The 14,827-nt window shown below is 44.3% G+C and carries 10 protein-coding genes; 4 read left to right on the forward strand and 6 right to left on the reverse strand.

Annotation, left to right across the window (positions count from 1 at the left end; all coding sequences use genetic code 11):
* Positions 1–159 precede the first annotated feature (159 nt).
* Entirely contained in the window at positions 160–1,128 is a 969-nt protein-coding gene (locus tag D829_RS0109660; protein WP_017688680.1) for a LacI family DNA-binding transcriptional regulator, read from the reverse strand.
* Positions 1,129–1,285: 157 nt separating this feature from the next.
* Here D829_RS0109660 and D829_RS0109665 point away from each other — a divergent pair, with 157 nt between their 5' ends.
* Positions 1,286–2,710: a glycoside hydrolase family 1 protein gene (locus tag D829_RS0109665; RefSeq protein WP_017688681.1), complete on the forward strand. Its 1,425-nt coding sequence runs from the start codon at positions 1,286–1,288 to the stop codon at positions 2,708–2,710.
* A gap of 179 nt (positions 2,711–2,889) precedes the next feature.
* Here the strand turns inward: D829_RS0109665 and D829_RS0109670 are convergent, their stop codons facing one another.
* The 4 genes from D829_RS0109670 to D829_RS0109685 all read right to left on the reverse strand — a co-directional run bounded on the left by D829_RS0109670 (position 2,890) and on the right by D829_RS0109685 (position 7,874).
* Entirely contained in the window at positions 2,890–3,492 is a 603-nt protein-coding gene (locus D829_RS0109670; RefSeq protein ID WP_085981446.1) for a sugar O-acetyltransferase, read from the reverse strand.
* 230 nt (positions 3,493–3,722) lie between these two features.
* A complete protein-coding gene (locus D829_RS0109675; protein ID WP_017688683.1) occupies positions 3,723–4,886 on the reverse strand; it encodes an MFS transporter in 1,164 nt (387 codons plus the stop codon).
* A gap of 126 nt (positions 4,887–5,012) precedes the next feature.
* The gene (locus tag D829_RS0109680) at positions 5,013–5,765 is read right to left on the reverse strand and encodes a helix-turn-helix domain-containing protein (RefSeq protein ID WP_017688684.1); all 753 of its coding nucleotides are present in this window, start codon (positions 5,763–5,765) and stop codon (positions 5,013–5,015) included.
* A gap of 87 nt (positions 5,766–5,852) precedes the next feature.
* Complete coding sequence (locus tag D829_RS0109685) at positions 5,853–7,874, reverse strand: catalase (protein ID WP_026081097.1); 2,022 nt, start codon at positions 7,872–7,874, stop codon at positions 5,853–5,855.
* 229 nt (positions 7,875–8,103) lie between these two features.
* Here D829_RS0109685 and D829_RS0109690 point away from each other — a divergent pair, with 229 nt between their 5' ends.
* The 3 genes from D829_RS0109690 (at position 8,104) to D829_RS0109700 (ending at position 10,744) form a co-directional block, all read left to right on the forward strand.
* Entirely contained in the window at positions 8,104–8,364 is a 261-nt protein-coding gene (locus D829_RS0109690; RefSeq protein WP_017688686.1) for a hypothetical protein, read from the forward strand.
* A gap of 333 nt (positions 8,365–8,697) precedes the next feature.
* Positions 8,698–9,363, forward strand: coding sequence for a TrkA family potassium uptake protein (locus D829_RS0109695; protein WP_017688687.1), 666 nt, complete (start codon positions 8,698–8,700; stop codon positions 9,361–9,363).
* Positions 9,347–10,744, forward strand: a complete 1,398-nt coding sequence (locus D829_RS0109700; protein WP_017688688.1) for a TrkH family potassium uptake protein — start codon at positions 9,347–9,349, stop codon at positions 10,742–10,744. Before D829_RS0109695 ends, D829_RS0109700 begins: the two co-directional genes overlap by 17 nt.
* A 136-nt stretch (positions 10,745–10,880) precedes the next feature.
* On the opposite strand, the gene D829_RS0109705 is transcribed toward D829_RS0109700, so the two are convergent.
* Positions 10,881–14,618, reverse strand: coding sequence for an alpha-L-arabinofuranosidase C-terminal domain-containing protein (locus D829_RS0109705; protein WP_017688689.1), 3,738 nt, complete (start codon positions 14,616–14,618; stop codon positions 10,881–10,883).
* Between the last annotated feature and the right edge of the window lie 209 nt (positions 14,619–14,827).

The following is a 14,827-nucleotide window of genomic DNA, read 5'->3' on the forward strand; positions in this document are numbered from 1 at the left end:
ACTTGTAACATGATACAAACACCTCACGCCACATCTCCGTACAGATATGTCGTTCTGAAGCTCATATTCAGTATAACGTATGACTCCGATTTGATGATGCTTCAAATTTGAATAATTATTGAATCCATAAAACCAATTCCAACATCAGGTCTTACGGATTCAAGTCGTCTCACGCTCAATCAGCTGGTATGTCAGCTGCTCTGTCTGCAACTCTGTTTTACCCAATACGGCCCACAATTGATGGAAAGCCTGGGTGGCTTGCTCCGCAATCGGATTGTGTATGGTCGTGATTCCGAGTACACGGGAAAGCTCGATATCATCAAACCCCACAATGGCGAGTTGTTCCGGTACCTGAATATTCCGTCTGCGTGCTTCACTCAGAATGCCGATCGCTGCATAATCATTCGAACATAATACGGCCTGTGGAAGTTCTGGCCCCTCAGCCATTCTTCGCATCGCTTCTTCCCCATCGGAGGAGCTAAATACGGAATATTGATACGCTTCAGTCCACACCTGCATACCTCTGCTCTTCATGAAAGATTCATAGGCTTTACGGCGGCTCTGAGTATTCAAACTTTCAGCCCTGCCAAATGCATTTGCAATTCGAGTGTATCCTCTTGATACCAGATGCTCCAGAGCTAACTTATACCCTTCTGCCTGATCCATAGCGACAGACGGAATCTCGTCATTCCCCATTCTCTGCCAGGAGACAATGGGCCCATACTCCATATAAGCCTTTAATTCCCTAGGATCATTGACACAAGCAATAATAACTAGCCCATCGACTCGTTTACTGCGCAGATCTTCAAATGCCTGCAATTCAATCTGCGGATCTCCACGGGATGTATAGATAATCGTCTGAAACCCAAAATCCATGGCTGTATCAATGAATTGATTCATGAATGTAAGAATGATCTCACCTGTGGTAGAGGTCACAATTCCGATCTGCTTTGTTTGCCCTGTAGATAAAGATACCGCATTCCGATTGGGAATATAGTTCAACTGTTTCATAATATCAGTTATGATCTGCCTTGCTTCATCACTAACATGCGGAGAATGATTAATCACGCGTGACACAGTAGCTTTTGAGTAACCGGACCGCTTCATAATTTCATCAAACTTGGACATCGGAGACTCCCTTCTTGCTAACGAACTATAAAATAATAGTATGCCTCAGATCTGGGTCAAAAGTAAAACTTGACGTGTAACCCGTTACAACGTTTAAGCTTTTCTTATGTCATACATGAACCATCTTAAAATCAATTTGATGAATGGAGCGATACACATGAGTAATCACACCTATCAATTCCCGGAAAATTTCCTGTGGGGTGGCGCAATTGCAGCCAATCAGGCTGAAGGTGCATACAATCAAGGCGGCAAAGGATTATCTACTCAGGATGTAGCTCCCAAAGGCATCATGGGTCCAATTACAGAAGAACCTACTGAGGATAACATGAAACTGATCGGTATCGATCTGTATCATCGCTACAAGGAAGATGTAAAACTGTTTGCCGAGATGGGCTTCAAGGTATTCCGTACTTCCATCGCCTGGTCCCGGATTTTCCCGAAAGGGGACGAGCTGGAACCAAATGAAGAAGGTCTGCAATTCTACGACGATCTGTTTGACGAGTGTCACAAATACGGGATCGAACCACTGGTTACGCTATCCCACTATGAGACACCTCTTCACCTGTCCAAAGAGTACGACGGCTGGGTTAACCGGAAAATGGTTGGATTCTATGAGCGTTATGTAACTGCCGTATTTAAACGTTATAAGAATAAGGTAAAATACTGGCTTACTTTTAACGAAATCAATTCCATTCTCGAAGCACCATTCATGAGCGGTGGTATCTACACGCCGAAGGAAAAGCTTTGCAAGCAAGATCTGTATCAGGCGATCCATCATGAGTTTGTAGCAAGTGCTTCCGCTGTGAAGCTCTGTCATGAGATTATCCCTACAGCACAGATTGGTTGTATGATGCTCAGCATGCCTACCTACCCACTGACACCAAATCCAGACGATATGATTAAAGTCATGGAATTCGAACACAGCAACTATTTCTTCGGTGATGTACACGTAAGAGGTCGCTATCCTGGTTATATGAAACGTTACTTCCGGGAAAATGGAATCGAGATTCAGATGGAAGCTGGCGACGAGGAAATGCTGCTGAATACGGTAGACTTTATCTCTTTCAGTTATTACATGAGTATCTGTCAGACGGCAGATCCGGAGAAACAAGTCGCAGGTGAAGGTAACCTGCTTGGGGGTGTACCTAACCCTTATCTGCCAGCAAGTGAATGGGGATGGCAGATTGACCCGCAAGGATTGCGTTATGTGCTTAACATGTTCTATGACCGTTATCAAAAACCACTGTTTATTGTAGAAAATGGTCTTGGTGCTGTCGATGAGTTGATCACGGGTGCTGATGGCGAGAAAACAGTCGAAGACGATTACCGAATCCAGTATCTGAATGATCATCTGGTTCAGGTTGGCGAAGCCATTGAAGATGGCGTTGAAATTATGGGTTATACATCATGGGGTTGTATTGATGTGGTCAGTGCGTCTTCTGCCCAGTTGAAAAAACGTTATGGTTATATCTATGTTGATCGTCATGACGATGGATCAGGAACACTCGAACGTTACCGCAAGAAATCCTTCCATTGGTACAAAGAAGTGATCAGCAGTAACGGGAAAAGTTTGCAGCGTTAAGTTTTTTTAAACAAATGTAACAGATACATTCTTCTATCCCCCAGACATATCACATGAAAAAGTGTCGGTCATACGATACCTAGCATGTTTTCTGTCTGGGGGATTTTATTTTTATTTTCAAAAAGAAATACCCGATGATGCACATCGGGCATTCTCATTGGCTACGATCATGTTCTTTACTATATGTTCTTCACTACATCTCTGCTGTACTTTGTTTTGTCTTCTTCCGTTATCTTGCGAATGACCCTGCAAGGATTACCCGCAGCAATCACACCAGACGGTATACTCTTGGTCACTACGCTCCCTGCGCCGATGATCGTATTATCTCCAATCGTCACACCGGCAAGAACTGTCACACCGCCACCGATCCACACATTATTGCCCACCGTGATGGGTCCAACGATCTCCAGACCTTCATTGCGCTGCTCAACATCATAAGGGTGGCCTGCAGTATAAAATCCGCAATTGGGAGCAACAAAAACGTTATCTCCAAAACTGATTTTGCCTCCATCCAGCATGACAATATTATGATTGCTATAGAAGTTTTCACCAATTTCAATATTATAGCCGTAATCACATACAAATGGCTGTTCAATCAGGAAACGATCGGTCGTTTTCCCGAGCAGTTTCTTAATTAACGCTTCTCTTTCATTAATCTTGGCTGGATGGAGCTGGTTATAATCGTAACAAAGTCCTTTGGCATACAAACGCTCTTCAATTAACTCTTGATCATAATTGGCATTATATAAGAGCCCTAATTGGGATTTCTCTTTTTCAGTCATCATTTCCTAGCACTTCCCATCTGCTGTCTATAAATAAGTTAAAGCTCTATCTCTCTAAAAAAACTTTTTAAAACTCTTTTAATTATATAGATCACGATGAATAAAGCAAGTCTTACTCGATATGAAAATGGTTCATTCTACTAACGCGTACTCTAGCGAAATAGCAAAAAAACCTCTACACCCCATTATCTATGGGAATGCAGAGGTTCAATATTTTGTACATATTTATTCTAAGCAACCGCCTGAACGGTTTTTTCCTTGATGCTAATCGCATAGATGGCAGAGATCAAACCAAGCAAAATCAGAACAGATCCAACCCATCCAGTGTTCAGAATCGATGAATGATCAATCACCATGCCACCGATATAGGTACCCAGTGCAATACCTGCATGGGCAATACCTGAATTGGTGCTGATTAGCGTTTCAGCTGTTTCCGGCGAAGTTTTGATAATGAGACTATTCTGTACAGGCGTAACGGTCCAGCTCAGTGCACTCCAGATGCTTAATAATATCAAGAAGGCAATCAAAGGCAATTGAACACTGAACGGAATGACAGCCATACTCACGATAAAGGGAATCAGCACAATGACAATGGCTTTAGCGGGATGCAGACGATCGGATAACATGCCCCCGATGCCTCCCCCTGCAACAGCGGCGATCCCAAACATCATATAGATAAAGGTAACCATCGTTGAGCTTGCTCCCAGCGTCTCTTGCAGAAATGGTGTGAAATACGCATATAACGTCAAGTGACCCGCCAGAACAAGCAACGTCGTAGCATGGATTGCCAACATTTTCGGATTCCACAGAGCCGTAAGCTGTTTTTTCAGGGATACAGCAGGAATAGGCTGCACACGATCCATCGCGATCCAGATCGCTACCATAACCACTGCAGTCAGAACAGCGATCAACATGAACACCTCACGCCAGCCTGCCAAGTTGCCTACAAAGATTCCAAGAGGTACACCCAGGATAAGTGATGCACTACCTCCCATCGTAATGATCCCCACGGCGCGTCCTTTATACTGTGGTTCCACAATGCGAGCTGCAAGGGTCAGGGAGAGCACAAAAATAAGTGAACCTGTTGCGGCTCCGAGTGCTCTACCCGCCATTAGCATATAAAAGCTGGTACTGAACGCAGAGATCAGATTACTGATTAGAAATACAAATAGCGTACACATATATACTTTTTTACGCTCGAATCTGGCCGTCATATTTAATAAAATCGGTGCAGACAACGCATAGACAAGTGAGAAAATAGAGATTAAATACCCGGCCTTCGCCAGGGAAAGATGAAGATCCGTAGCAATCAGGTCCAGAATGCCGCCCAAGATCAGTTCAACGGTTCCGACCACAAATGCTGCGATAGCAAGCACATATACTTTCTTATTCATTTTTGAATCCTCCTCAAAAGTTACAACTACGATAGTAACCCATAAGAATGGAAGTTTCAATAGTTATTTTCATGATTTTTTTCAAACAAAGATATAACAAAAAAACTATTCTCCGAGAGAATAGTTTTAATAGATCAATCTGGTGAGCAGTTTCTCGATTTCAGCATCCTGTAACAGTTGGTCACCGTATTTTTTGGTTATTTGAGTAAGGGCAACATCATGGTAGAAATAATCAGTCATCGCTTTGACAATCGGTTTGGACATCGTCTTGATCGCTCGCCATGAATCGTGCTCCACACCGGCAAACAGCAGATATGCATGATCCACAATAAGCAGCTGTGAAGGTTCCGGTGCATCAAGCAATGGAATCAACGAGTATATCCGGTTTAAGGATGTCTCCATTCCCCCAACGGCAAGCACTTCAACGTACACGCCCTGCTTTTCCTTCTGCTCCAGCAGTTCACGATATTTCTCCATTCGCTCATTCCAGGCCAGAAAAAGAATCGATGAATCTGCTTCCTCGATAAGCTGTTCGATATTCGATGCGATGGACGACTCATCTTTTAACGTCCAGATATGTTCATCGGTGAATGTACGTTTGATTTTGTAACTCTTCAATTCCTCAATATCTTTCTCAAAATCAGCCTTGATCTTGTGAATAATAGACTGAAGATCCACAGCCATATATAGTTTTTTCTTGCCATCCATCGTTGTCAGCACTGTTCCTTTGTCGATCAGCCGATTAAGTACTTCATAGATTTTGGCTTTGGGGACGTTGGAGTAATTTACAATCGATGTGGCATCAAGCGGTTCATCCTGCGCGAATACAGCCTCATATACCTGACTTTCATATTGTGTAAACCCGAATTTCTGCAACATGGTTTGGATTGACGCGTCCCTTCTTGGTTGGTTCTTTCTATACAGTTTAGACGCATGAACTTCCCATGTCCAGTTGATCCCATCTGGCTATGTCCGATCCCAAAAGCGCTGCTGGGTCATTGCTTGAATGAATTGCTCTGCAAACGCCGCAGGCTGCTGCTCCACAATGACGCCAGGTTTGCCTATAATGCCGACAGGCTGGATCACTGCTGCTCCCGTCGGTGTAGCACCGATCGGTTTGAAATGATTGTACGTTTCTATGGCATAGGATCGGGCGTATTTTTGAAAATAATCATTTTGCTTCTGTCCTCCAACAACGAACAGGCCATCATATACCAAGGGCGAGCCGGTTAGAAAGCTATCGTCCACCTCAAGCTCCACATTGCCCGTTCCACGCACGGCACCCTGTCTTTCATGAACAATGACCGGTTGAAGTCCTGCTCCCTTAAGCTCTTCCAAAATGTATTGTGTGCTGGGACCATCGAATCCTTCCCCAACAATCACTCCGACACGCAATGTCTTGGGAGAAAACACCGTATTCGCCATGCTGAGCGCAGGAGATGACTTCGTCACTGGAGATTCAGGGACGTTAGGTACATTGACTCCGAGTTCAACGGCAAGAATGGTCGCCAGCTCTGTGCTGATATGACCCAGCATATTCACAACCTGCTGACGGATGGAGACATCCTTTACCTTCCCAAGTTCAAACGTGAATGCCTGAATGATATGGCTTCTCTCCAAGCCTGTCATGCTGTTCCAGAATAAACGTGCCTGTGAGAAATGATCCAGAAAGCTGGGTGCGGTTTTTCGCTCCTTAAGACCTTGTACCGCAGAAGGGTATGTCACGAACCCCCCTTTTGTACCTGGCACAGTATAAGGTGAGTTATTAGCAAGCGAATTTTCATGATAGGCGACTCTCCCCTGATCAATGATATAGCGGGAAGCGCCATCTCTCTGGTTGTTATGTACAGGGCATACCGGACGATTAATCGGCAGTTCCTGATAATTCGTGCCCACCCTAGCCAATTGCGTATCCGTGTACGAAAATAGGCGCCCTTGAAGCAATGGATCATTGCTAAAGTCAATGCCACGTACGATGTTCCCTGGATGGAAAGCAACCTGTTCTGTTTCCGCAAATACATTTTCGACATTGCGGTTAATCGTCATTTTACCGATGATTCGGACCGGAATGTCTTCTTCAGGCCATAATTTCGTTGCGTCCAAAATATCAAAATCATACTTGAATTCATCCGCTTCCTCCAAAACCTGTATTCCGAGTTCGTACTCCGCAAAGTTGCCTGCATGGATGTTCTCCCACAGATCCCTGCGATGAAAGTCCGGATCTGCACCTCCCAGCTTTTGCGCTTCATCCCACACAAAAGAATGCATGCCAAGTACGGGCCTCCAATGAAATTTCACGAACCTGGATTTGCCTTCTTTGTTCACGAGGCGGAAGGTATGTACTCCAAATCCCTGCATCATTCGAAAACTCCGCGGTATCGTGCGATCCGACATAATCCACATGACCATAGCAGCCGACTCCTGGTTATTCGCAATGAAATCCCAGAAGGTGTCGTGTGCAGTAGAGCCCTGTGGAATTTCATTGTTAGGTTCCGGCTTTACTGCATGAATCAGATCCGGGAACTTAACTCCGTCTTGAATGAAAAAAACAGGTATATTGTTGCCTACCAAATCAAAATTGCCTTCCTCAGTATAAAACTTCACGGCGAACCCGCGTACATCCCGATTCGTCTCGTTAACCCCTTTTGAACCGGCAACTTCGGAAAAACGAACAAACAGCGGTGTTTTCACACCTGGATTTTGAAGAAAATGAGCCATTGTTAACTCTTCCAGTGATTCATATAACTCAAATTCACCGTAAGCTCCATATCCCCGGGCATGCACGACTCTCTCCGGGATGCGTTCCCGGTCAAAGTGAGACAGTTTCTCACGCATCAGAAAATCTTCAAGCAGCGTGGGTCCGCGATCCCCCGCTTTTAGCGAGTTGCTGTCATCCGATATTTTAACCCCTTCGTTGGAAGACATCTCTTTGCCGTTATTATCCCGAAGAAACGCATTTCGCTGCTCAATCTTTTTGTTCTCGTCCACAGGTTCCTTGCTCATCCCAATCACCTCCAGGATTATATGTATGGGATTAAAGGTGCATTTATGAGTACCTGTTATACCCATGCTTTGACGTGAATTCCATAGGCTTTCGATATGGATTGGGCAGGTGATTAATCCCATTTATTTATTGATCATGAGGTCTTTTGTCTAGCACCTTCTACATCACCTTGTCATTTACTATAAAGAATCTAATAGAAAAGAGATGATAAGTATGGCTCGTTTAAATGCTGTTCCGCAACCGGATCTGGTATTAATCTATTGGTCAAGAAATCCCCTCGTCCCTGGTTCTGCGCGCAGAATCCAGTGTGTGCGTGTGATTGGCAACACAGCTCCGTGTACATTCACGTTGGTTCCTGGTGCATTATTGATTAATGCATTGAACTGTTTGCTGGACAATGATATTGGATTCAAAGTGGTATACCGCCATAAAACGTCAGCAATCAGTGGAGTTCTGTTATTAAAACGCAGATAATCAGACCCCAAAAAATGGTGCCTCTCCTTATAGGAGTGCACCATTTTTCATTTTTTTTGAATTAAACAGTTTAGTCTTTATTTATACAATTTAGCGATTTGTTGCCCACCTTAAATCGTTCAACAGGAGATCCCAGAAAAAAACGAATTAGTTGCAATTCTATTCTTAAGCCATTAGAATGAACTCTTTTGGAGATATGCATAGACATAGACTTTTGGACCAAGGTTTGCTAACTACGATATGAAACCTTACAATCCTGTATACGTAATGTAATATTTACCTATTAAGATATAGAGGAAACCATTATTTATTTTGATTACAATGAGGGATATTATGAAAAAACAGTTTATGGTACTTGGTCTTGGACGATTCGGTTCAAGCTTGACACACACACTCATTAAAAATGGACATGAAGTGCTCGCTGTAGACAAGAGTGAAGCTCTTGTTCAGGAGATTTCAACGGTGGCAACTCATGCGGTACAAGCAGATTGCACTGACAAATCGGTCCTTCTCGAGCTTGGAGCAAGTAACTTCTCTCATGCCATTGTCGCAATCGGCGAAGATCTGCAAGCAAGTATACTGACCACTCTGTTATTGAAAGAACTTAATGTTCCCAAGGTAACAGCTAAGGCTAAAAATGATAACCACGGCAGTGTGCTTAGCAAAATTGGTGCTGATCAAATTGTTTACCCAGAACGTGATATGGCTACGAGGCTGGGGAATCAGCTTAGCTCAGATAACATTATTGATTCCATTGAATTATCTTCGGATTATAATTTGGTGGAGATCAAAGCTCCCGTAAGTATGAATCAGAAGACACTTCTGGAACTCAACATTCGGGCTGAATATGGATGTACCGTTATCGCCATCAAAACGGGGAATAACTTAAATATCTCACCCATGGCAGAAGACATAGTCCGTGCGGGAGATATGCTCCTGTTAATAGGCAGTAACGATGACATTCGGAATCTGGAGAGTTATTATGAGCCAAAGAAATAAACGTGTAATGAAAACTTCGGCCCTAACGAACATTGAATCAATTGTGAACAAGTTAAAAAATAATATGAGCCCTCCTCAGCTTATCATGATCATTTTCTTCGCTCTCATCTGGATCGGGGCCATATTGCTTGCACTGCCGCTATCTTCTAGTACCGGAACATCCATAGGTTTACTTGATGCCCTGTTCACAGCAACCTCTGCTATATGTGTAAACGGGCTGATTGTTCTGGATACAGGGACAGTCTTTTCTACATTTGGACAGATCATCATCATGATTTTGATTCAGGTTGGCGGGTTGGGGTTCATGACACTAGGGGTAATGGTAGCCATTATTCTGGGGAAACGGATTGGCTTGAAACAGAGGCTCCTTATTCAACAAGCCACCAATACATCCTCTGCTCAAGGTCTGGTTAAGCTATCCATGTATATTGTGCTTATAGCCTTTGCTTTTGAAGCTCTGGCTACAGTGGTTCTTACACTGCGCTGGCAGAACGATTTGGGATGGGGACAAGCTATTTATTATGCCATGTTCCATTCCATCTCCGCCTTCAATAATGCGGGTTTCTCCCTTTGGACTGACAGCCTTACTCCATTTATTGGCGATCCGGTCGTTAATCTCACGGTCATTACACTTTTTGTCATTGGCGGCTTGGGTTACATTGTGGTTGTGGATATATTCCGCAAGCGTTCATGGAGAAAGCTCTCCTTGCATTCAAAGATAGTATTAATCGGCAGTTTTTCTCTATACTTGTTCGGATTCATCACTATCTTCTTAATCGAGAGCTGGAATCCTTCTACGTTCGCTGATTTATCTTTCGGTGAACGCATATGGGCTTCTCTATTTCAGGGTACTGCCCCTCGAAGCTCCGGATTCAATACCATTGACATTGGTAGTATGTTGGCCACATCCCAATTTTTCATTATTATCCTGATGTTCATTGGGGCTTCTTCCGGCGGAACAGGCGGAGGAATTAAAATCAATACTTTTGTGGTGCTTGTTCTTGCGACCATTCAAACATTTCGGGGCGGTGGGCAAATCCATGCTTTTGAGCGTAAAATTGCAGAAGAAACAGTGATGCGCGCACTCGCTGTTGTCTTAAGCGCCCTTGCCTTTGTACTTGGAATCTCCATTTTGTTATCCATATCCGAAGGCATTCTTGAAAATCATTTTCTGGATGTTCTGTTTGAAGCCACTTCAGCATTTAGCACCACAGGACTCTCGATGGGTCTGACAAGTGAGTTGAGTGTTGGCGGAAAAATTATAGTCTCTATTACGATGTTTGCAGGACGATTGGGACCACTAACTCTGGCTTTTGCATTGGCGCAGAAGAAACGTACATCCAAAATCGGTTATGCAGAGGATCATGTCCTCATTGGTTAACATACGGACTAAGGACATGTGAATCCTGTTGCGGAACAGTGATTTCTTTTTATTTCCGAACCAAGTTCCCTAGCAAAACGCCCCTTTAAGCAAACGACAGACGTCTGCTTAAAGAGGCATTATTTATATATTTTTCTTACAGAAGAGTCATAATAAGAACATTTACCGAATGAGCGGGCAAACATACTATCGCTGATTCACCATTCAGCTTTATCTCCTGTTCTTGGGGAACTACTTTCTCATCATTCTTCTGATTCACATTCGGAACATGTACCAAATGATCTTCTCCAGTAAGCGTGATCAGTTTGGCTGAAGCATCAACCTTCAGATCCTGAAGGCAAATCCGGGTTGATTTATCTACACCATCTGCATTGACCAGTTTCACATACACATGACGTTCATCTTTCGTAACAGAGTGGAATACTTCCCGGTTGTAAGCTTCCAGCTTGTAATCCAGAACCTTGCTGGTATTACATCCGTCTGTATAGGAACAAATCAGATTTTTTCCTGTATCCCCACCATAGTTAACGGTGATCGTATAATTGGTCCCATTCTCGAGTGGTTCATAGTTGGCCGCTCTCAGGTTACCTGCTGCCGAACTGGATGAATAGTCGCCCAATGTGTAACCCTCAATCCCTTGTTTATATACCTTTACTCCTGTGGCTTTTCCCCCGTAACTGATAGCGTACTCAATGACATCCTTGTTCTCGGGCGAGATATCCGTCAGTCCCACGCCGATGTAAAAACCATCCTCACCTGAAATTCTTTCAGCCTCAACGTGAACTTTGTAGTTGGTCCATTCGTCATTCAGCAGGTACAATCCATTCAAGCCACTTGATTGTGCCTTCAAAATGAGCCCTTTCCCTGCGGTTAACGCATATCCTTCCGATCCGGGAATCTGTCTCCATGCCTCACTAGGCTCTGTACGTTCCCTGAAATCTTCATCTAGCAGTATGGTGCCATCCACATTGGACGTCACCGTAACTCGTTTCACTACGATATCTGCATGACCTGTTGCAATCTCGATGCCACCACGCGGAATCAGATTCAGCGGTTTGCCTTTGCTATAGGTGGAGAATGAAGTCTCAAGCACCTGATCCCCTACATATTTTGCAAAAAGCTTCTGTACATAATAATTCGGTGTATACCATACCGTTTCATCATCAAACCAGATGCAGTCTGGCGTCCAGCGGTAAGTACCGTCCGTTAGTACTTTGTTGAACAATGGCGCATAGGCAGCCAAACGAACAACGTCTGCATTATTTTCAAATCCAGTCATGATCGCAGCTTCTGCGACCGCACCTGCCAGCGTGTTTTTGTCCGTGGAAGCATATTCTCCTACAAATACTTTGGATGTTTCTTTCCAATCGATACTTCCATCTTCATGATACGCCCGTTCATAGTAGTTGTACCGATCCCCGTTATTCAGCAAATATTCATTGGATCGGTAGTAGTGCTCATCTGCAATGGTGTCCATGTAATTGTCCTGATTCTCATACCAAGTTACGGTCTCTTCAATTACCTCTGTGCCATCTGCAAAAGCAACTTGAGCTGATCCGGTGAGGTTCCCACTAAGGAATTTCCATCCTTCCTGGTACGCATCATCATCTGCCTGAGCACCAACCGTCGAGATCATGTGCAGCTCATGATCAGGATAGTTCCGTTTCATGTAGTCATCTATCGAACGTTTGAATACTTCGAAGTTGGCAAAAAATTCAGTGCCCCAGTTCTCATTGCCTACGCCCAGATAACGAAGATCAAACGGTTCAGGATGTCCCATCTGGCTTCGTACCGCGGCCCATTCGTTGTGTTCAAAGTCTGTACTGAGCGCAAAGTCAATCAGATCTGTGAAGTTGCGGATATAATAATCTCGCAGAGCGCCACCAGCAGGGTGAGCATAATCCGAGCGTGCCTGACACAACACACCGCAAGCCATGACTGGAACTGGAGCGGCATTCAGATCTTCCGCCAGTTGGAAGTACTCCATATAACCGAGGCCCATCGTCATCATGTAACCCCAGACATTATAATTCTCTTTGCGGAGCTCAACCGGACCCACAGAATCCTTCCAGTCATATACGTTGTCCCAGATAAAAGATCCCTCTGAGATACATCCTCCCGGAAAACGCAAGAACTTCGGATGCAGATCTGCGAGTGCCTGGATTAGATCTTTTCTCAATCGATAGTTCGGGTTACCTGTGTAGTTGGCATGTGCTGTAGCTGATATTCCCTCTTCTGTCAGATCAGCGCCCCATACATTCTGAGGTACTAAGGATACCATATCGATGGAGATGTCACCTGCAAACGTAAGTGCCAGTTGACCAAGTACAGTCTCCGTTCCGGTCAGAGATAAGTCGTATTTCTTCCATGTGTTCCCGCCTTCAACATGCAGCGTTACCGAATCACTGATGGAAGTGTCACTTCCATCCTGCAATTGAACAGTGATCGTTCCTGCCAATTCTGCTTTTGCCCATACGGTAAAGTCATATGATTCACCCTGCTTGATGGACATGGCACAATGCTGGTTGGAGTCTGAGAATCCACGATTCCGAATCGTTGCCCCATCCTGAACCGTTACATAATATGCATTTACTTCAGGGTCTTCCACGTTAAAGTGAACGTTTAGTCCATCCGTATGCTTTACAAGCATCTTCTCCGTATCGCCAGACCAGGCAAACAAAGGTTCACGATCTCTACCTGTCGAACAACCACATTCTCCAGAGTCATGCGAGTACGTATCAAATGTAAAAGATTCAAATGATCGATTCTGAACAAGCTCTGCATAGATTCCGCCATCTGCCGCGTTGTTAATATCCTCGTAAAAAAGCCCATACATGACTTCACTGATGTCAGCCACCTTCTGATCACCATGGATGGTGACGGTATAAGGAGCGACATGTGCTGGCACAACAGACACGTCAAAGCTTTGGCTCAGCTTACGATCACCTCTGTTCAAAAGCGCACGGAGCGTAACCTCCTGTGCCAATGTGATTGCCTGAACCTCTCCGTTCTCAGACAGAACTTCTGGAGCACTGGAACTCCATTCAACAGACACTTTACCACCCAGCAAGTCTGCAGGTAATGATACATCCTTGGTGATGATTCGGTTGGGGAAGGACAGGTACTTGTCCGCCGCAAGCTTCACAATCGCTTCATCTGTCAGTGACTCACACATCACTTCAATGACTTCATCCATGGTGAGCGCTGCCCCATAGATCCGAAAGTCGGATAACGAACCTGCAAAATCTACATCCGCTGCATACTGGGAACGTGCAATATAATTCTGGCTATAATTCTCAGAATCGGTGAACGTATCAAACCATTCGCGCAATTTGGCATAATTGCCGCTCGACGTCTGACTGATCGAACCGTCTGCGGCCCTCTCCCCGTTCACATATACAATCGGACCCGCACTGCTCAACGTTCCCCCTTGGCTGCCTGCCACGGAGAGTGCAATATGCAGCCATTCTCCACTTGCAACTCCTCGACTTGGGTGGACAACCAGATTATCGCCGGCATATAACGTACCCAGAAGCTGACGTGTCAGAAATAAATACGGTCCCTTCTCCCCTTTGCCAAAGTCAAAAATGCGTTCCCACACATTAGATCCCTTGCCCAGAAACACCCAAGTGGCAATCGTAACTCCCGTGTTATCGCTTACATCCCGAAGCAGATTCGAGGGTAATTGCAGATAAGAAATTCCATTCGCTCCCCCGTTGAAAGTCACCGCCGATCTTCCTTTCAACTCGGATATCACAGGTAGAATCTCACCTTTGGCTATTCCATCATGTCCCTTACCGGAGCTGTCTTTCCCGATCTGAACGGTATCTTCGAACGTGTATTGTGCGATTAATTGATCTTGATATGTGCTCATGTTCTTACCTCCTATGTAGTTGGGAATTGTCGGTTCACGCTTTTGATTCGTATTAATATAAAATGATTGATAAATAGTTAAACAAATTTCTTAAACGTAATAATATCGCATCATCGATCCCCATTTCAATCCTAAATTTGAGAAAGACAACTGTTTTATTTGAATGTAATGAGCCTTATCAGTTCTTCCCGTCTCTCTTTATTTATTCA

Source organism: Paenibacillus sp. PAMC 26794 (genome assembly GCF_000316035.1).
Lineage (GTDB): Bacteria > Bacillota > Bacilli > Paenibacillales > Paenibacillaceae > Paenibacillus.